General features: G+C 64.9%; 14 protein-coding genes and 2 tRNA genes. 5 read left to right on the top strand and 11 right to left on the bottom strand.

The genetic code is table 11. The annotated features are described in order from the left end of the window. Window positions 1-30: 30 nt before the first annotated feature. From AC3FKH_RS23295 to gltX, 3 genes are all read right to left on the bottom strand, one after another. Window positions 31-106: transfer RNA gene (locus AC3FKH_RS23295), tRNA-Glu, on the bottom strand. A gap of 64 nt (window positions 107-170) precedes the next feature. Further along, window positions 171-246, bottom strand: a tRNA-Ala gene (locus tag AC3FKH_RS23290). Between the two features lie 273 nt (window positions 247-519). Continuing rightward, a complete protein-coding gene (gene gltX / locus AC3FKH_RS23285) occupies window positions 520-1926 on the bottom strand; it encodes a glutamate--tRNA ligase (RefSeq protein ID WP_488678137.1) in 1407 nt (468 codons plus the stop codon). A gap of 262 nt (window positions 1927-2188) precedes the next feature. Here gltX and AC3FKH_RS23280 point away from each other — a divergent pair, with 262 nt between their 5' ends. Beyond that, window positions 2189-3121: a patatin-like phospholipase family protein gene (locus tag AC3FKH_RS23280; RefSeq protein ID WP_488678135.1), complete on the top strand. Its 933-nt coding sequence runs from the start codon at window positions 2189-2191 to the stop codon at window positions 3119-3121. Window positions 3122-3188: 67 nt separating this feature from the next. On the opposite strand, the gene AC3FKH_RS23275 is transcribed toward AC3FKH_RS23280, so the two are convergent. From AC3FKH_RS23275 to AC3FKH_RS23255, 5 genes are all read right to left on the bottom strand, one after another. Then, a complete protein-coding gene (locus AC3FKH_RS23275; RefSeq protein WP_488678134.1) occupies window positions 3189-3875 on the bottom strand; it encodes a C40 family peptidase in 687 nt (228 codons plus the stop codon). Window positions 3876-4228: 353 nt separating this feature from the next. After that, window positions 4229-5863 (bottom strand): ABC transporter ATP-binding protein, encoded by a 1635-nt coding sequence (locus AC3FKH_RS23270; RefSeq protein ID WP_488678149.1) that lies wholly within the window; start codon window positions 5861-5863, stop codon window positions 4229-4231. 32 nt (window positions 5864-5895) lie between these two features. Further along, window positions 5896-7014 (bottom strand): ABC transporter permease, encoded by a 1119-nt coding sequence (locus AC3FKH_RS23265; RefSeq protein WP_483729763.1) that lies wholly within the window; start codon window positions 7012-7014, stop codon window positions 5896-5898. After that, complete coding sequence (locus tag AC3FKH_RS23260) at window positions 7011-8063, bottom strand: microcin C ABC transporter permease YejB (RefSeq protein WP_483708515.1); 1053 nt, start codon at window positions 8061-8063, stop codon at window positions 7011-7013. The genes AC3FKH_RS23265 and AC3FKH_RS23260 overlap by 4 nt, the downstream gene beginning before the upstream one ends. 17 nt (window positions 8064-8080) lie before the next feature. Then, window positions 8081-9970 (bottom strand): extracellular solute-binding protein, encoded by a 1890-nt coding sequence (locus AC3FKH_RS23255; RefSeq protein WP_488678132.1) that lies wholly within the window; start codon window positions 9968-9970, stop codon window positions 8081-8083. 220 nt (window positions 9971-10190) lie between these two features. Here AC3FKH_RS23255 and fabI point away from each other — a divergent pair, with 220 nt between their 5' ends. Continuing rightward, on the top strand, window positions 10191-10976 hold the full coding sequence (fabI, locus tag AC3FKH_RS23250) for an enoyl-ACP reductase FabI (protein ID WP_483708518.1): 786 nt from the start codon (window positions 10191-10193) through the stop codon (window positions 10974-10976). 96 nt (window positions 10977-11072) lie between these two features. On the opposite strand, the gene AC3FKH_RS23245 is transcribed toward fabI, so the two are convergent. Genes AC3FKH_RS23245 through AC3FKH_RS23235 form a run of 3 tightly spaced genes read right to left on the bottom strand, consistent with a single transcriptional unit; the run spans window position 11073 to window position 13810 of the window. Continuing rightward, window positions 11073-11405: a hypothetical protein gene (locus AC3FKH_RS23245; protein ID WP_488678131.1), complete on the bottom strand. Its 333-nt coding sequence runs from the start codon at window positions 11403-11405 to the stop codon at window positions 11073-11075. Then, window positions 11402-12316: a DUF2950 domain-containing protein gene (locus AC3FKH_RS23240; RefSeq protein WP_488678148.1), complete on the bottom strand. Its 915-nt coding sequence runs from the start codon at window positions 12314-12316 to the stop codon at window positions 11402-11404. Before AC3FKH_RS23240 ends, AC3FKH_RS23245 begins: the two co-directional genes overlap by 4 nt. 18 nt (window positions 12317-12334) lie before the next feature. Then, window positions 12335-13810 carry a DUF3300 domain-containing protein gene (locus AC3FKH_RS23235; RefSeq protein ID WP_488678129.1) on the bottom strand — a complete coding sequence of 492 codons (1476 nt, stop codon included), beginning with the start codon at window positions 13808-13810 and terminating at the stop codon, window positions 12335-12337. Between the two features lie 522 nt (window positions 13811-14332). On the opposite strand from AC3FKH_RS23235, the gene AC3FKH_RS23230 reads away from it, so the two are divergent. The 3 genes from AC3FKH_RS23230 to AC3FKH_RS23220 all read left to right on the top strand — a co-directional run bounded on the left by AC3FKH_RS23230 (window position 14333) and on the right by AC3FKH_RS23220 (window position 17576). Then, entirely contained in the window at window positions 14333-15667 is a 1335-nt protein-coding gene (locus tag AC3FKH_RS23230; protein WP_483729767.1) for an MFS transporter, read from the top strand. Window positions 15668-15694: 27 nt separating this feature from the next. Continuing rightward, window positions 15695-16264, top strand: coding sequence for an RBBP9/YdeN family alpha/beta hydrolase (locus tag AC3FKH_RS23225; RefSeq protein WP_488678127.1), 570 nt, complete (start codon window positions 15695-15697; stop codon window positions 16262-16264). Between the two features lie 148 nt (window positions 16265-16412). Continuing rightward, complete coding sequence (locus AC3FKH_RS23220; RefSeq protein WP_488678125.1) at window positions 16413-17576, top strand: porin; 1164 nt, start codon at window positions 16413-16415, stop codon at window positions 17574-17576. The last annotated feature ends 648 nt before the right edge of the window (window positions 17577-18224 follow it).

The following is an 18224-nucleotide window of genomic DNA, read 5'->3' as shown; positions in this document are numbered from 1 at the left end:
AATCCAGACATATGATTACGCCTGATATTATGGCGTCCCCTAGGGGATTCGAACCCCTGTACTCACCGTGAAAGGGTGATGTCCTAGGCCTCTAGACGAAGGGGACAGAAACTTGTCTTTCAACACGTTCCGTCTGGAACCATCCCGAACCGCAGATAATTCCGATGTCTTGGTGGAGCTAAGCGGGATCGAACCGCTGACCTCTTGCATGCCATGCAAGCGCTCTCCCAGCTGAGCTATAGCCCCATGGTACTTCTATTTACTGCAACCTGCCAATTCGCCCCACCGGAAAACTTACCGTTTCAAGCGAAGCCGAGATTATATATCAACCTCGATTTTTTGCAAGCCCCCGATCTGCTTTTCGTCTCAACCCGCTTTCGCAGATTCTGACCTGACGGCCATCGAGATTTTTCCAGATCGCCCGCTTGATCTTGTTTCTGACCGCGCTGCAGGGAGAACGAGATTATGGCCAAGTCCTGAGCGGAGCGCAAGCCCCCGCCAGGACTTTTCGCAACTTTTTTAACCGTTCAAGCCGGCTGCGAGGCGGCGTAGCACGGTATCGCGGCCGAACAGCTCCAGCACCGCGTCGATAGCCGGTGTCTGGAGTTGGCCAGCAACCAGCAGGCGTACCGGCATGGCGAGCTTGGGCATCTTGAGCCCGAACTCTGCCAGCACCGCCTTGAAGGTGGCGCTGATCGCTTCCCGCTTCCATTCGGGCAGCGCACCGAGCTGGGTCGCCAGCGCCTTCAGCGCCGGCTGGATTTCCGGCGTCAGGTGTTCTGCCTTCAGCGCTGCATCGGCCTGCGGCTCGCCACGATAGAAAAGCAGTGCCGTCTGGGCCACTTCCTTCAGCGTATTGGCACGGTCCTTGACCAGGGCGATCACGCCGACCAGGTCCGCGCCCTCCACCTTGCCGCCGAGCGACTCGATAAACGGACGCGTCAGCTCGGCCAGGCGCGCGTTGTCGCCCACCTTGATGTAGTGGTTGTTCAGCCAGGCGAGCTTTTCGGCGTTGTACTGCGCCGGCGACTTGCCCAGGTGCTCGAGGTCGAACCATTCGACGAACTGCTCGCGGCTGAAGATTTCCGCGTCGCCGTGCGCCCAGCCCAGGCGGGCCAGGTAATTGACCACGGCCTCAGGCAGATAGCCTTCGTCGCGATAGCCGGTCACGCTCATGGCCCCGTGACGCTTGCTCATCTTCTCGCCGCTCTCGTTGAGCACGGTCGGCAGGTGCGCGTAGACCGGCGTGGCGCCGCCGAGCGCGCGGATGATGTTGATCTGGCGCGGCGTGTTATTGACATGATCATCGCCACGGATCACGTGCGTGATCTTCATGTCGAGATCGTCCACCACGACGCAGAAGTTGTAGGTCGGCGTGCCATCCGGGCGTGCGATAACGAGGTCATCGAGCTCTTCGTTCGAGATCTCGATGCGGCCCTTCACCGCGTCATCCCACACCACGCTGCCGTCCAGCGGATTGCGGAAACGCAGCACCGGCTTCACGCCGGCCGGCGGCTCCGGCAGGACTTTGCCCGGCTCCGGGCGCCAGAAGCCGTTGTAGCGCGGCTTTTCGCCGCGCTCGCGCTGGGCTTCACGCAGGGCGTCCAGCTCTTCCGTGCTCATGTAGCACGGATAGGCCAGCCCGCTGTCGACCATCTGGGCCAGCACCTCGCGGTAGCGGTCCATGCGCTGCATCTGGTAGAACGGGCCCTCGTCGATATCCAGGCCGAGCCATTCCATGCCTTCGAGGATCACGTCGACGGCTTCCTGCGAAGAACGCTCGACATCGGTGTCTTCGATGCGCAGCACGAAATCACCCTTCATGCGGCGGGCGAACGCCCACGGATAAAGCGCGGATCGGATATTGCCGAGATGGATGAAGCCGGTCGGGCTCGGCGCAAAGCGGGTGCGGACGCGTTGGGTCATGGTGGTCGGGAACAAACAAAAAAGCCCGCGCGGACGCGCGCAGGCTGGATATATGTCGGTCCTGCATTATAGCAATGCGAAGCCTGGCCGCCCTGCCGGCACACGGACTGAGCACGGCCGGCATCGCTATCGTTTCCAACGGAATCATTTATGCTTCGCGGAGTCACACGAACGGTCCGCACGAAAAAGCCCTAACCTCGCGCCGATCCAGTCACAATTGAATTTCCGCCCGCCTCTGCTCATCCACTGGCACCCCTGATTCATGCAACGACGTCATTTCCTCGGCGCCTCGGCAGCCGCCCTGCTTTCCGCCTGTTCGTTCGGCCCGCGCCCTGGCACATCGACGACGGCCAACCCGGTGGCGACCCAGCCGGCACCGCGCCCCATCAAGATCGGCCTGGCGCTGGGCGGCGGCGCCGCACGTGGTTTCGCCCATATCGGCGTGATCAAGGCACTCGAAGCCCAGGGCATCCACCCTGACCTGGTCACCGGCACCAGCGCCGGAGCGGTGGTCGCCGCGCTCTACGCCACCGGCATGAGCGGCTTCGAACTCAACAAGCTGGCGCTGACCATGGACGAGGCCGCCATTGCCGACTGGGCCCTGCCCTTCGGCAGCCGTTTTGGCGGCTGGCTCAAGGGCGAGGCGCTGCAGAACTACGTGAACCGCCTGGTTTCGAACCGGCCGATCGAGGCCATGAAGCTGCCGCTGGGCATCGTGGCGACCGACCTCAAGACCGGCGAACGCATTTTGTTCCGGCGCGGCAATACGGGACAGGCCGTACGCGCGTCCAGCAGCGTGCCGGGCGTGTTCCAGCCGGTCTCGATCCAGGGGCGGGACTACGTGGATGGCGGACTGGTCGAGCCGGTTCCCGTGGATTCGGCACGCAGCATGGGCGCGGACTTCGTCATTGCCGTCAATATCTCGGCGGACCCGTCCAGCCAGAAGAATGGCGGCCAGAGCGGCGTGCTGCTGCAGACGACGACGATCATGGGGCAGTCGATCAACAAGATGGCGCTGGCGCGCGCCGACGTGGTGATCCGCCCCGAACTGCCCGACATGGGCGGCAGCGACTTCAATGCGCGCAACCGCGCGGTACTGGCCGGCGAGCAGGCCACGGCCGCCGTGATGTCCACGTTGCGCCAGCGGCTGGAGCAGGCCCGCTTGCGCCCGGCCGGCACCGTGGCGGCGCAATAGCCGGACGCTTCCCACCAACAAAAAAGGACTGCAGAAGCAGTCCTTTTTTGTTGCAGTCGCCCCGGTGTCAACCGCCGTACAGCGTACGCGAGGTGGCGTTCGGGTCGAATCGCTTGAGCGTCTCGACCATGTTGCCAAGGCTGTCGCCGCGGCTCGATGACTGGCCTTCGTCGATACGGCGGGCGCCGTTGTAGCGCGTCACCCAATAGGCGGCGCGCATGTCGTCGACGCGGATCTTGCTGCCCGTGGACGGGGCATGCACGAACTTGTTGTCGCCGATATAGATGCCGACGTGCGAGAAGGTCTGGCGCATGGTGTTGAAGAACACCAGGTCGCCCGGGCGTAGTTCATTGACAGCCACATTGGTGCCAACCTGGCTGATCTCGACGGAACGGCGCGGCAGCATGAAGCCGAAGGTGTCATTGAACACGTAGCGGACAAAGCCGCTGCAGTCCAGGCCGGATTCCGGGCTGTTGCCGCCAAAGCGGTAACGCACCCCAATCAGGCCAAGCGCATTCATGACCAGGTCGCCAGCCTTGCTGGCGACGTGGCTGGTGGAATTCACGACCGACGACAGCAAGCCGCGCTTGCCTTCCGCATGCGTGTCCGCGCCCAGTTGGGCCGAAGCATCGATGCGGGCATCGGGGTCCTTGAAAACCGTATCCGCCAGCACTCCATTCGACACAGTCGCACCGCAGGCAATGGCAATCCCGACGGCCACGCGTGCCAGGGAATGAAGTACCGATCGCTGCATTGGTTCTCCTGATGAATCGTTCGAATCATCGCCATCACGCCCGACGAATAACGCCAGCGAAGATGGTGATGCCTGAATCATTGCGGGGGAGACCGTACGCAAGAAGTGCGCCGGTCACAAAGGCATACAAGCCGTGCAGGGCACGTCCTAAAGCGGACGAGCGACCACCCCAAAAATAGTCCTCGCGGGATGGTATCGGCTCGTCGCCACTCTGTCAAAGTTCGTTACAAATTTGACGGAAATGGCTTTCCAATCAACGACCTACTTAGGTTTCCGCATCTGGAATGTTGCTTTCCGCATGACAGTCGCGTGACACCGCCCGCAGGCGGTGTGCTTGCTGCACAGCAATGATGTCAGGCTGCACCAACCTGGGCAGCCGCCATCAGCTTGCGCGTATACGGATGTTGCGGCGCGCCGAGAACCGACTCGGTTTCCCCCGCCTCGACCACCTCGCCCGCCTTCATCACGATGACCCGGTGCGCCATGGCGCGTATCACCGCAAGGTCGTGGCTGATAAACAGGTAGCTGAGGTTGTACTTGTGCTGCAGCTGGGAAAGAAGCCCCAGCACCTGCTGCTGGATCGAGACATCGAGCGCCGAAGTGGGCTCGTCGAGCACCAGCACCTGCGGCTTGAGGATCAGCACCCTGGCGATGGCGATGCGCTGGCGCTGGCCGCCCGAGAACTCATGCGGGTAGCGGCCCAGCGCCGTGCGGTCGAGCCCGACTTCGCGCAGCGCCTCGATGACCTGCTGACGCATGGCGTCGCGCGACAAACCCGGCTGGTGCAGCCCCAGTCCCTCGCCGACAATCTGCTCGATCGTCATGCGTGGCGACAGCGACCCGAACGGATCCTGGAACACGACCTGCATGCGCGAACGCATTTCGCAACGGTCCTTGCGCGTGGCGCCGTCGAAGCTGCTCCCGAGGAAATGGATGGTGCCGGCGCTCTTGCGCTGCAGGGCCAGCACCGCATGGGCCAGCGTGGTCTTGCCGGAGCCCGATTCCCCGACGATGCCGATGGTCTCGCCCTCGCGCAGCTGGAAATCGACATCCTTGACGGCCGCGAACTGATCCTTGCCGAACCACCCCGCCATCCCCTTGCGCTTGCGCGAGTAGTTCACGCAAAGCCCCCGCGCTTCCAGCAGCGTCGGCGCCAGCGGCACCAGCGGCAGCACCTCGCGGCGCGGGCGGCTGTCGATAAGCTTGCGCGTATAGGGATGCTGGGGCGAAGCGAACACCTGGGCGGTGTCGCCGGTCTCGACCATCACGCCCTTCTCCATGACCCCGACCCGCTGGGCAAACGAGCGCACGAGGTTGAGGTCATGGGTAATCAGCATCACCGCCATACCGAACTCGGTCTGCAAGTCGCGCAGCAGGTCCATGATCTGCGCACGGATGGTGACGTCCAGCGCCGTGGTCGGCTCGTCGGCCAGCAGCAGCTTCGGGCGGCATGCCAGGGCCATGGCAATCATGGCACGCTGGCGCTGCCCGCCTGACAGCTGGTGCGGGAAACTGTCGAAGCGATGCGCGGCGTCGCTGATGCCGGTGCGCTCCAGCAAGGCAATGGCGCGCTCGCGCGCCGCGCGCCGGTCCAGCCCTTCATGCAGCGCCAGCGTCTCGACGATCTGGTTGCCGATCGTGTAGAGCGGATTCAGCGCGGTCATCGGCTCCTGGAAGATCATGGCGATCTCCGCGCCGCGGATGGCGCGCATCTCCCGATCCGAGACATCGAGCAGGTTGCGGTCCTGGAAACGGATCGCCCCATCGTAGTGGGCGTCTTCCACGAGGCGCAGCATCGCCAGCGCGGTCACCGTCTTGCCGGAGCCTGACTCCCCCACCAGCGCGTAGCGCTCGCCGGCGCGCAGGTCGAAGCTGACTTCGCGCACGGCGCGCGTGGCATCGTCGCCATGGCCGAACGTGACCGAAAGCTTGTCCACGCAGATCAGCGTGCCACCTGTCGACGGCGATGGCGGCGGATCGGCCAGCATGGCCTCCGCTTCGCGGAGCTTGGGCACCACGTTCATGGCGTTGCTCCCGCAGGCGCACCAGCCGGCACCTTGGGCGCCACGCGGCCGCGCAGCGCGGCCAGGCCCAGGCGCGTGTCGAAGGCATCGCGCAGCGCATCGCCCATGAACGTCAGCAGCAGCAAGGTCACCACCAGCACGGCAAAGGTCGACAGCGAGATCCACCAGGCGTCGAGGTTGCCCTTGCCCTGCGCCAGCAGTTCGCCCAGGCTTGGCGTGGTGGGCGGTACGCCCAGGCCCAGGAAATCCAGGCTGGTGAGCGCCAGGATCGCCGCGCTCATGCGGAACGGCAGGAAGGTGATCACCGGCGTCAGGCTGTTGGGCAGGATATGGCGCCACATGATCTGCACGTTGGACAGCCCCAGCGCGCGCGCGGCCTTGACGTAGTCGAGCGAACGATTGCGGTAGAACTCCGCGCGCACGTAATCCGACAGCCCCATCCAGCCGAACAGCGACAGCAGGATGATCAGCAGCGCCAGGCTGGGCTCGAAGATCGACGCGAAGATGATCAGCAGGTACAGCTCCGGCATGGAACTCCAGATTTCGATGGCCCGCTGCGAGAACAAATCGAAGCGCCCGCCAAAGAAGCCCATCAGCGCGCCGGTCAGTGTTCCGATCAGCACGCCGAGCACCGTCAGCGCCATGCCGAACAGCACCGACACGCGGAAGCCATAGAGCAGCCGCGCCAGGATGTCGCGGCCACGGTCATCGGTGCCGAGCCAGTTTTCAGCCGACGGCGGTGCGGGGTTGGGCTCCTTGGCGAAGTAGTTGAGCGAGTCGTACGAATAGCGGTTCAGTGGGAACACCGCGAAATTGCCATTCGAGGTGATGCGGTCGCGGATATAGGGATCGAGGTAGTCCGCCGGCGTGGCGAAATCGCCATCGAAGGTGGTTTCAGGATAGACCTTGACGATCGGGAAATACCACTCGCCCTTGTAGCGCACCACCAGCGGGCGGTTGCTCGACAGCACTTCCGCACACAGGCTCAGCACAAAGATCGCCACGAACAGGATCAGGCTCCAGTAGCCCAGGCGATTGCGCCGGAATCGCTGCCACGCCCGCTGGCGCGGCGACAGCGAGTGCGGCAAGCCCGTCGCTTGCGAAAGTGATTTCATCGGTGCAAGGCCTCGAAATGGATGCGCGGGTCGACCAGCACGTAGCAGACGTCGGAAATCAGCCGGGTAACCAGGCCGATCAGGGTGAACAGGTAAAGCGTCCCCAGCACCACCGGATAGTCGCGCCGAAGCACGGCCTCATACGACAGCAGGCCAAGGCCATCGAGCGAGAACAGCGTTTCGATCAGCAGCGACCCGGTGAAGAACGCGCCGATGAACGCGGCCGGGAACCCCGTGACCAGCGGGATCAGGGCGTTGCGGAACACGTGCTTCCAGAGCACGCGGCGCTCCGACAAACCCTTGGCCCGCGCGGTCAGCACGTACTGTCGGCGGATCTCGTCCAGGAAGGCGTTCTTGGTCAGCATGGTCACTACGGCAAAGCTGCCCACCACCGACGCGGTAATCGGCAGCACCAGGTGCCACAGGTAGTCCATGACCTTGCCCATCAGCGACAATTGGTCCCAGTTGTCGGAAGTCAGGCCGCGCAGCGGAAACCACTGGACGAAGGTACCGCCACCGAACAGCACCAGCAGCAGCACCCCCAGCACGAAGCCCGGGATGGCGTAGCCGACCAGCACGATCATGCTGGTCACCACGTCGAACCGGCTGCCGGCGCGGATGGCCTTGGAAATCCCGAGCGGCACCGATATCAGGTAGGTCAGGAAGAAGGTCCACAGCCCGAGGCTCACCGAGACCGGCAGCTTGGACTTGACCAGCTCCCACACGCTGCGGTGCTGGAAATAGCTCTGGCCAAGGTCGAACCGGGCAAAGCGCTTGAGCATCAGGAAGTAGCGCTCGAGCGGGGGCTTGTCGAAGCCGTACAGGGCCTGGATTTCCTTGATCTTCTCGGGATCCACGCCGCGGCGGCCACGGTACTCGGCACCGCCGCCGCTGGCTTCGCCGCCACCGCCGCCGCGCCCCTTGAGTTCGAGCATCATCTGCTCGACGGGGCCGCCCGGCACGAACTGGATCACGGCGAAGGTCAGCGTAATGACCCCGATCAGCGTCGGAATCATCAGCAGGATGCGCTTGAACAGATAGGCAAGCATCGGCCGCCCCCCCTTCTTCAGCGAGCCGCGGATGACGCGACCGTATCGGTGCGCCACCAGTTGCTCAGAATCCAGCCTTCGGCCGTGTAGTAGTAAGGCAGCCGGTCCTTCGGATAGCTCAGTTCCTTGCGGTAAGCCACCCGATGCGAGGCACTGTACCAGTTCGGCACGATGTAATAGCCATGCATCAGCACCCGGTCCAGCGCCCGGCCCGCAGTGACGAGTTCCTCACGCGTATTGGCGTGCAGGACATCGTCCACGAGCCGGTCGACCTGCGGCGACTTCAACCCGAACAGGTTGTCCGAGCCCGGCGTATCGGCCGCCTCGCTCGAGAACCGGTCGCGCAGTTCGTTGCCCGGGCTCTGCGAATCGGGGAAGCGGATCGACACCATGTCGAAGTCGAAGTCCTCGAGCCGCTTCTGGTACAGCGCGTAGTCGGTGGTGCGCTGGTTGACCTGGATGCCGAGCTTCTCGAGATTGCGGACATAGGTCGTGATCACCCGGCTCATGGCGCCGCCGTCGTCGAGAAACTCGAACACCATCGGCTCGCCCTTGGCGTTGCGCAGCGCATCATCGGTGTAGGTCCAGCCGGCCTGCGCCAGCAGGCGGCGCGCGTCGCGCAGGTTGTCCCGCAGCGAGCGCGGCGGATTGGTGCTCGGCTGCACGACATCTGGGCCAAAGACCTCGGACGGCAGCTTGGCCTGCATCGGCTCGAGCAGCTTCAGCTCGCCCGGCCCGGGCTTGCCGTCAAAGGTGGCGCTGGCCGCAAGTTCGCTGTTGGAGAACCAGCTGTCCAGCCGCTTGTATGCGCCATAGAAGAGCTGGCGGTTGAGCCATTCGAAATCCAGCGCGAGGATCAGCGCCTGCCTGACCCGCACGTCCTTGAAGATCGGCTTGCGCATATTCATGACGAAGCCCTGCATGCCCGCGCCGTTGCGGTGCGGGAACTCGGTCTTGATCAGCTCGCCCTTGCTGAAGCGCGTGCCCTGGTAGCTCTTGGCCCAGTTCTTGGCACGGTATTCGACGATGGCGTCGAACTCGCCGGCCTTGAAGGCTTCCAGCTTGGCGGTTTCGTCCTTGTAGAGCCGGTACACCACGCGCTCGAAGTTGAAGGTGCCGCGCCGCACCGCGAGCTTCTTGCCCCAGTAGTTCGGGTCGCGCTTGAAGATGATGCCGCGGCCCGCGTCATAGCGGTCGATGATGTACGGGCCGCTGGTCACCGGCTCCTCGAAGGTCAGCTTCTCGAACGACACCTTCTGGGTCCACTTCTTCGAGAACACGGGCAGCGACCCGACGATCAGCGGCAATTCGCGGTTGCGCTGCTTGAAATCGAAGCGCACGCTGCGCTCGCCCGTGACCACCACCGATTTCACGTCCATGCACATGCTGCGGTAGCCGGGGCTGGACGCCTTGCTCATCAGCATGTCGTAGGAATACTTCACGTCCGCAGCCAGGACCGGATCCCCATTGGAGAAGCGTGCCTCGGGACGGATATGGAAGACCACCGACAGCTCGTCCGGCGCCACCGTGACGTCATCGGCCAGCAGGCCATACGAGCTGGCGGTTTCATCGGCGCTGCTGATCAGCAGCGACTCGAACATCAGGGCATTGAGGCCCGGCGCGGCGGTCCCCTTCAGCGTGAACGGGTTGAACTTGTCGAAGCTCGTGCGGCGGTCCGGATTGGCGAGTGTCAGCGTACCGCCGATCGGGGCGTCCGGATTGACATAATCGAAATGCTTGAAATCGGCGGGGTATTTGAGATCGCCGTGCAAGGCAAAACCATGCTCCGCATTCGCCGTAGCGGAAACCCCCGCCGCCAGCGCCAGCGCCAGCCCAACCCGCAGTACCGCATCCCGACGGAAGCACTGCCATGCCGCCTGAAGCGGCCAACGTGCTTGAATAGGCATCCCGCTGGATTCCTCCAATATGACCTCTGGGGTCCGGCGTTCTGCGGCCGGGCCAAGTTGTGAGACAATTTTACATGCGTTCGGGTGGGCTCCAGCCATCCGGACATTCCCTCTACGCGGCGCAATAAAATGGCCGTCTGGCACCGGGGGCATGCCCCCGGCCGCAGGGCCGACGCAGAAAGCGTGCCCCGAACACCACCTTGACCACCTAGGAGAATTCATGGGATTTCTGGCAGGAAAGCGGATCCTCATCACCGGCTTGCTCTCGAACCGTTCGATTGCCTATGGCATCGCCTCGGCCTGCAAACGCGAAGGCGCCGAACTCGCCTTCACCTACGTCGGTGAACGGTTCAAGGACCGGATCAGCGACTTTGCCAAGGAATTCGGCACCGACCTCATCTTCGACTGCGACGTCGGCAGCGACGAGCAGATCGCCGCGACGTTCGCCGGCCTGGGCCAGCGCTGGGAAAAGCTGGACGGCCTGGTGCACTCGATCGGTTTCGCCCCGCGTGAAGCCATTGCCGGCGACTTCCTGGAAGGCCTGTCGCGCGAAGGCTTCCGCGTCGCGCACGACATCTCCGCCTACAGCTTCCCGGCACTGGCCAAGGCCGCGCTGCCGATGCTGGCGGACAATGCCTCGCTGCTGACCATGACCTACCTCGGTGCCGAGCGCGTGGTCCCCAACTACAACACCATGGGCCTGGCCAAGGCCGCGCTGGAAGCCAGCGTGCGCTACCTGGCGGCCTCGGTCGGTCCGCGCGGCATCCGTGCCAATGGCATTTCGGCAGGCCCGATCAAGACGCTGGCGGCGTCCGGCATCAAGGACTTCGGCAAGCTGCTCAACGCCTTCGAGAACACGGCCCCGCTGCGTCGCAACGTGACCATCGAGGAAGTGGGCAATGTCGCGGCGTTCCTGCTGTCGGACCTGGCAAGCGGCGTGACCGGCGAAATCACGTATGTCGATGCCGGCTTCAATGTCGTCGGCGCGATGCCGGCCGACGCGTAAGCCGCTGTCCACCTACCGGCCCTGAAGGGGCGCCAGCTTTGCTGGCGCCCTTTTTTCATTGCCGGCGGTTCAGGGTTCGGGGCACGCGCGCAGGTCTCACCGGCCCATGCGCTGGTCGTAGCGGCTGGAGATACGTCCGAGCAGGCCCGGATCGCGCGAATCGCTCGAATCGAACTGCACGCGCACCGAGCCGTCGGCCTGCCGCACTACGCTGGCCCGGATCACCGTATTGCCGACATTGCCGGCAATGGACCCGCTAGCGCGATCCTGCACACTGACAGCCACTCCCTCATCGCGCATGGCGCCCGCCGCGGCGTCGAACGAGCGATCGAAATTCGCCGGCACCATCGCCGGCGCGCCATAGTAGGTGCATCCGCCCTGGAAGGTCATCAGCACCGCAGCCAGCACCGCCAGGAAGATGCGTGTCATGGCGTCACCTTGGTCCAGCCCGATCCCGGATCGAATGAGGTCGTCGCCGCCGCCTTGGTCGCGGTCTCGGTGCCGAGGTCGCGCTCGAAGACTTCACCCGAATGGCTGACCATGAACGTCTTCACACCGGTCTGGCCATAGCGGACCGGCCAGGCGATCACGGCGAATCCCCCGAACAGCTTGCCGCGCACCTGGTAATCGAATGCGCCGCCGGGCGCGCTCGCGCCCTGCTTCGTGAGCAGCTTGTAGTGATAGCCGTAGTAGCCTTCCGCTCCCGCGCCGCGCTTGCCGGCGGTCAGGAACGCCTCGCCCAGCGGGCTCGGTTTTTCTCCCGGCTTGGTGGGCCAGTACAGGCCGTCCTGCTTGCCGGGCGAGCTGGCCAGCTTCGAGGCATAGGCAAGCACGCCGCTGCCGTCGTGATCGACCTGCGCATACTCGGCCTGCGCATCGTGAATGGCCAGCAACGTCTGCATGACGGCCAGTTCGTTGCGCCCGATCTGGCGCACGCGCATTTCCTGAAGGCCGGCGGCCGTATCGAAGTGCCAGCCTTGCGCGGTCTTGACCAGCGGCACGGGCAGTGTCCATCCATCCGAGCCGACGGCAATGCGCGCATGCTGGTCATCGACCGCCTGCACTGCGTGGGAAGCACCCCAGGCGGTCAGGAACCGGGTGCGGATGTCGGCGCCGACGGGTGGGATCAGCTTCGCGAACCCTTCACCGAAGATTTTCTTCATGGCCGCGTCGTCGCTGCTTTCGACCGCAGACCCAAAGGCGGCCATCGCGTCATTGGCCGTCGGGAAGTTTTGCTGCGCGTGCGCGAACCCTGCGGTGCCGGCGACCAGCGCCAACGCGACGGCGACCTCGCGGCACCGGGCCGCAAACGGCATACCGGAAAAGACAAGTGGCTTCATCATGGCCGTTCTCCCCGTTCAGCGCCTGCCACCACCGCCACGACCGCCGCCACCGCCGCCGCGACCGCCACCGCCAAATCCACCGCCTCCGCGACCACCGCCGCCTCCGCCACTGAACCCGCCGCCACCGCGATGGGCCGGCGACGATTGCAGGCTGCTGCGGCCACGATCGAAATCACGCTGCGACGCACCGCCGCCGCCAACCCCCTGAAAGGCACTATCGCGGGCACCGCTACGATTAGCGGTCTGTGCGCGGTTCCCCGCACCCGCCGCGCCGCCACGATCCCCGGTGCCAGCCCGGTCCGAAACACCAGCCCGGTTCGACGCACCGCCGCGATCGCCTACACCGCCACGGTCACCGACACCACCGCGGTCGCCCACGCCGCCCCGGTCACCCACACCACCGCGATCGCCAGCGCCGCCCCGGTCACCCACACCCCCGCGGTCGCCAACGCCGCCCCGGTCACCCACGCCCCCGCGATCACCGAGACCACCCCGGTCTCCGGCACCTTCGCGGCCACGGAACTCATTGCGCCGATCGCCTCCGGGCACATTGCGGCCGAATTTCTCGCGCGAGGCATTGTCCCGGTAGGCCACGCCCTTGCGGTGGCCGGCGTCGTGCTGCCACTTGCCGTTCTGCACCTTGGAGGCATTGAAGTTGCGGTCGATATTGGTGGCCCGGTTGACGTTGACATTGACGTCGCCGCCGCCCCAGTTGCAGCCGCCGAAGATCGCGCCCGCCGCCGCCAGGCCGACGCCCCAGGCGAAGCCCGTCGCCAACGCGGCGCCCGGATAGTAGGCCGGATACGGCGGCCAGTAATACGGCGGATAGGATGGATATCCCCATGACCCGTACACGACGGTCGGGTTATAGGACGGGACGTAGATGACTTCCGGGTTGGCCGGCTCGATCTTGACGATGGTCTGTCCCGGCTGCCCCGATACCGTGCCCGGCTCGACGCTCACCTGCTGCTGCTCGTTCGACTTCAGGTTGCCGGCCTGCTGCGCCTTTGCGCGCAGGCGCTGCACCGCGGCCAGCACGTCCGCTTCCTGCGCCAGGAACGCATCGCCGAGCTTCTGGGTCCAGTCGAGCTTGTCGTTCATCGGCTCAAGCGCCTGCGGGAAGGCGACCAGCGACTTGACGCTGACATCCCACGACTGGTTGGCCACCGCCTTGACGGCATCGTCGCCCTTGAGCTTGGGATTGGCCTTGACCCAGCGTGCGGCCTCCACGATTTCAAGCGGATACGTGGAGGCCATCAGCACCTGCGACAGCACCGAATCCGGGTACAGCGCAATGGGCGCGACCAGCGCCTCGAGTTCTTCGGGCTTGAACGTGGGTGCCTGCGCCTGTTGCGGCGCTTGTTGTTGCGCTTGCTGTGGCGGCTGTTGCGGCGGTTGCTGCTGCGCGATGGCCTGGCCGGCGCCAGACATCAGGCACGCAACCGGCACACCCCAGGCCGCCCGGACCAGCCCCCTTCCCCAGACACTCATGGCGACTCTCCCGGCTGAATTCAGCGGAATGAAGCACGCACGATGATCGTGCAATGGCGATCCGCCTGACCTGCGTGTGTGACGGTCACGCTACGACGATAGTGCGTCGCGGGCACATTTGCAATTTCTCGCGAATTAATTCAGATCACTTGGCCTGGTCTGCACAGCGCTTTCATGCACGAGTGCGTCGGCGGGCGATGGAGCGTTTCGGAGTCATCCATCCGCGGACGCGCGGCCGATCCGGCGACGCATCGGATGCCTGCCTAAGATGGGTGAAGCAGGCCCATCACCGCTGCCGCATTGCACTGTCCGACACGCGCGGTACGGCCCGCCGGCACCTCCTACGCGTTTTCCCCGACTGTCCCGAGATGCAAACAAGTTGTCCCGGATAGTCAAACCGCGACCTGACAATCCCCGATACTTCGCCAGTCGCGACCGGAGCCGTTCAAGTGCCCCGGGCAGAAGCGGCGACGCCAGCGGCCACAGCCGCAAGCGATCGAGTCTTACAGAAGAGAGGCATCCATGCTTGGACAACAATCCACCCACCCCACCATGCTGACCGGCAAGCCGGCCGCGACCGCTTCGCGCCTGTACCCGTGGCTGGTGTTCGCCCTGAGCTTCGGCCTGCTGCTGTCCGACTACATGTCGCGCCAGGTGCTCAACGCCGTGTTCCCGCTGTTGAAGGCGGAATGGGCGCTGACCGATACCGAACTGGGCGCCCTGGGCGGCATCGTCGCCCTGATGGTCGGCCTGCTCACGTTTCCGCTGTCGATCCTCGCCGACCGCTGGGGCCGCGTCAAAAGCCTGACGCTGATGGCCGCGCTCTGGAGCCTGGCCACGCTGGGCTGTGCACTGGCCAACAATTTCGGTGAGATGTTCATCGCCCGACTGTGTGTCGGCATCGGTGAAGCCGCCTACGGTAGCGTCGGCATCGCCGTGGTGCTGTCGGTATTCCCGCGCCACCTGCGCGCCAGCCTGAGCTCCGCCTTCATCGCCGGCGGCGCCTTCGGTTCGGTGCTGGGCATGGCCGCCGGCGGCGCGCTGTCGGCCCAGTTCGGCTGGCGCTGGGCATTCGCCGGCATGGCGATCTTCGGCCTGGTGCTGGTAGTCATCTATCGCGCCCTCATCACGGAACCGCGCCTGAAGGCTCAACGCCTCGCGCTTGGCGAGGACGCACCCGCCGAAACCCAGCGCGAGAGCCTGGCCCTGCGCCCGCTGCTGTCCGCACTGTTCTCGGCACGTTCGATCCTCTGCGCCTACGTTGGCAGCGCGCTGCAACTGCTCGTCATGGGTGCGCTGCTGGCCTGGATGCCCAGCTACCTGTCGCGCTACTACGGCATGGCGACCGATCGCGCAGGCATTACCGCTGCCGCCTTCGTACTGGCTGCGGGCGTCGGCATGGTGGCGTGCGGCGCGCTGACCGACTGGGTCGCCCGTCGTTGCCCGGCCCGCAAATGGCTGATGGCGATCGCCTATAGCCTGGTCTGCTGCGTGCTGCTGGCCGTGGCCTTCCGGATGCCGGCCGGTGCGGCGCAACTGGCCCTGATCGGTGCCGGCATGCTGCTGGTCGGCGGTACGGCCGGCCCCGCCAGTGCGGTGGTCGCCAACCTGACGAATCCGGCCATCCACGCCACCGCGTTCGCCACGCTCACGCTGGCCAACAACCTGCTGGGCCTGGCGCCAGGACCGTTCGTCACCGGCGTGCTCGCCGACCGCATCGGCCTGCTCGGCGCGCTGCAGTGGATTCCGCTGACCGGCCTGCTTGCCGCGGTGTGCTTCATCGTCGGCCGCCGCTACTACGCCGATGACCTGCAGCGCCTGGAACGCCAGTGCGACGCCCGGCAAGCCGCCCACTGACCTCCACCCGGACTAACTGGAATCCCGATGAGCCTGACTCCCGACACCACCGTCCTGCTGGTTCCCGGTCTGCGTGACCACGTGGCCGAGCACTGGCAGACCTTGCTCGAGGCGCAACTGCCGAACGCCCGTTCCGTGGCGCCGCTGGAACACGACAAGCTGAGCCGCGACGCCCGCGTGGCCGCGCTGGACGCTGCGCTGGCGAAGATCAACGGTCCGGTGGTGCTGGTCGCCCACAGCGCCGGCGTGATGATCAGCGTGCACTGGGCCGTGAAGCATCACCGCAAGATCCGCGGCGCCCTGCTGGTGACGCCGGCCGACCTTGAAACGCCGATGCCGGCCGGCTATCCGCAAAAGGAAGCCCTGGCCGAGCATGGCTGGCTGCCCGTGCCGCGCAAGCCGCTGCCCTTCCCGAGCATCCTGGCCGCAAGCCGCAATGACCCGCTGGCGACGTACGAACGCGCCACCCGGATGGCGAGCGACTGGGGCAGCCAGCTGGTCGACCTCGGCGAGGTCGGCCACCTCAACCCGGCCGCCGGCTACGGACCGTGGCCGCGCGCGACGGAACTGATCGACCAGTTACTCCGCCTCTGCTGACGAATACGACAAACGCCGGCAGCAGACCCGCAGACCGCAAGGTCGGCACGGGCCGCGTCGGCGCGCGCCCCCAAAACAGTACCCAGCAGCACCCATTTCGACGGGAACACCCGCACCACCACCAAAGAAAGAAACGGAGAATTGCCCCATGAAACTCAGGAGCATGGCCCTGGCCACATTGCTTGCCTGTTCGGGAAGCGCATTTGCGCAATCCAACGTCACGCTGTACGGCGTCGCCGACATCAACATCGAATACGCAAACCATGTTGGCGCCATTCCGCAGGCGGCCAACCAGTTCAATTCGGGTCCGTCCCACAACGTCTACCGCATGAATTCCGGTGGCGTGTCGGGCTCCCGCTGGGGCCTGCGCGGCACCGAAGATCTCGGCAATGGCCTGAAGGCGCTGTTCGTGCTCGAGAACGGCTTCAGCCTGGATAGCGGCACCCTCCAGCAGAGCAGCCGCCTGTTCGGCCGCCAGGCGTATGTCGGCGTGCAGAGCGCCACCTTCGGCCAGGTCACGCTCGGTCGCCAGTACACCTCGATCTTCGAAGCGCTCGCCAACTTCGTGCCGGGTGCCTATGCCACGCAATACGAGCCGGCTGCCTTCCTGACCGGCCCGAACTTCCGTGAAGACAACACGGTGAAGTACACGGGCCAGTTCGGCCCGGTCACGGCCCTGGCCCACTGGTCGTTCGGTACCGGCCTGGCCCTGCCGGCGTTTATCGGCGCGGCACAGCCTATCGGCGGCAACGGCGAAGTCCCCGGCCAGTTCCGGCGCGACAGCGCCTACGGTACGGCCCTGGCCTACTCGGCTGGCCCGTTCGGCGTGACCGCCGGCTACGACCAGTGGAATCCGACCATCGGCACCGGCAACGGCACCTTCAAGAAGGCTGTGGTCGCTGCCAGCTACACCTACGGGCCGGCCAAGGTCATGGGCGGCTACCGCTGGGGCCAGAACAAGAATGCGGCGGACGTGCTGATCCAGCGCGATGACTTCTACTGGATCGGCGCCGCCTACCAGGTGACGCCGTCCGTTGCCCTGTCGCTCGAGTACGACTACGACAACCTCAAGAGCCAGTTCGGCAACACCGGTCTCGCCAATCCCTGGCAGGTCGCGTTCATTGCGAACTACGCATTCTCCAAGCGTACCGATGTGTACCTGAGCACGGCCTACTCGAAGCACGCCGGCCTGGCCATGGACTCGGTCGCCAACGTCTTCGCCACCAGCCTTGCCACGGGCAACAGCTACGCGCTGGCCAATGGCCAGAACTCCATGCTTGGCGTGGCCCTGGGTATTCGCCACAAGTTCTAAGCCGACTTAAGAAAAGCATGCTCGTTGCGGCTGTGTCGGGGAGAGATCCCCGCGCAGCCGTTTTTTTGCTGATTTGTGGGGACGTCGTTCTTGGCAGGCGCTTATGGTTCGTCGGCGTGGCCGGTGGGGTTCTTTGGTTATGAACGGGTCATCGTCCTTGGCAGGCGCGGCTGTTTCGCAGGCGTAGCCTGCGAGTCACTTTTTGTCCGAGCGACAAAAAGTAACCAAAAAACGCGTTTACTTGTCCTAACGGACGAATATTGATCGTAGTGTGCGAAGAATTTCGTACGGGTACTCGCTTCAGAGTCTGCCCCGCTGCCTGCCGCGTGGAGCGCGTCCGTATGCAGGCTCTCCAACAATGATTGAACCAGCCCCGAACCTGTCCGTGGCTCGACACTGCCCGCGATATCGCATCATCGCCTTCGGCTGCTGCGCGGCTCAGTAGTCGGCAGGCGGAACGTCATCAACGGCGCAGATGCTGGTGCTTCCCTTTCTCCCTTCGAAGCAGCCGCGCATGCCAAGAGCAATGACCCCGTCATAACCAGAGAACCGTGCCGGCTACGCCAGCTAAAGACCGACGACCCCCTATAATGGGCGCCACCATACAGGGCAGGCAAGGCAGGCGACCTGCGATGCCCTCCGGGCCAG

The sequence above is a fragment of the Cupriavidus sp. 21MJTG02-4 genome, from assembly GCF_057798975.1.
Note: the sequence above shows the minus strand (reverse complement) of the source record. Positions and strands in the feature narration are given on the sequence as shown.

Excerpts from the sequence above, each read along its gene's own strand:
- gltX (WP_488678137.1), bottom strand. The coding sequence starts at position 1,926 with ATGACCCAACGCGTCCGCACCCGCTTTGCGCCGAGCCCGACCGGCTTC.
- AC3FKH_RS23280 (WP_488678135.1), top strand. The coding sequence starts at position 2,189 with ATGCAACGACGTCATTTCCTCGGCGCCTCGGCAGCCGCCCTGCTTTCC.
- AC3FKH_RS23275 (WP_488678134.1), bottom strand. The coding sequence starts at position 3,875 with ATGCAGCGATCGGTACTTCATTCCCTGGCACGCGTGGCCGTCGGGATT.
- AC3FKH_RS23270 (WP_488678149.1), bottom strand. The coding sequence starts at position 5,863 with ATGCTGGCCGATCCGCCGCCATCGCCGTCGACAGGTGGCACGCTGATC.
- AC3FKH_RS23265 (WP_483729763.1), bottom strand. The coding sequence starts at position 7,014 with ATGAAATCACTTTCGCAAGCGACGGGCTTGCCGCACTCGCTGTCGCCG.
- AC3FKH_RS23260 (WP_483708515.1), bottom strand. The coding sequence starts at position 8,063 with ATGCTTGCCTATCTGTTCAAGCGCATCCTGCTGATGATTCCGACGCTG.
- AC3FKH_RS23255 (WP_488678132.1), bottom strand. The coding sequence starts at position 9,970 with ATGCCTATTCAAGCACGTTGGCCGCTTCAGGCGGCATGGCAGTGCTTC.
- fabI (WP_483708518.1), top strand. The coding sequence starts at position 10,191 with ATGGGATTTCTGGCAGGAAAGCGGATCCTCATCACCGGCTTGCTCTCG.
- AC3FKH_RS23245 (WP_488678131.1), bottom strand. The coding sequence starts at position 11,405 with ATGACACGCATCTTCCTGGCGGTGCTGGCTGCGGTGCTGATGACCTTC.
- AC3FKH_RS23240 (WP_488678148.1), bottom strand. The coding sequence starts at position 12,316 with ATGAAGCCACTTGTCTTTTCCGGTATGCCGTTTGCGGCCCGGTGCCGC.
- AC3FKH_RS23235 (WP_488678129.1), bottom strand. The coding sequence starts at position 13,810 with ATGAGTGTCTGGGGAAGGGGGCTGGTCCGGGCGGCCTGGGGTGTGCCG.
- AC3FKH_RS23230 (WP_483729767.1), top strand. The coding sequence starts at position 14,333 with ATGCTTGGACAACAATCCACCCACCCCACCATGCTGACCGGCAAGCCG.
- AC3FKH_RS23225 (WP_488678127.1), top strand. The coding sequence starts at position 15,695 with ATGAGCCTGACTCCCGACACCACCGTCCTGCTGGTTCCCGGTCTGCGT.
- AC3FKH_RS23220 (WP_488678125.1), top strand. The coding sequence starts at position 16,413 with ATGAAACTCAGGAGCATGGCCCTGGCCACATTGCTTGCCTGTTCGGGA.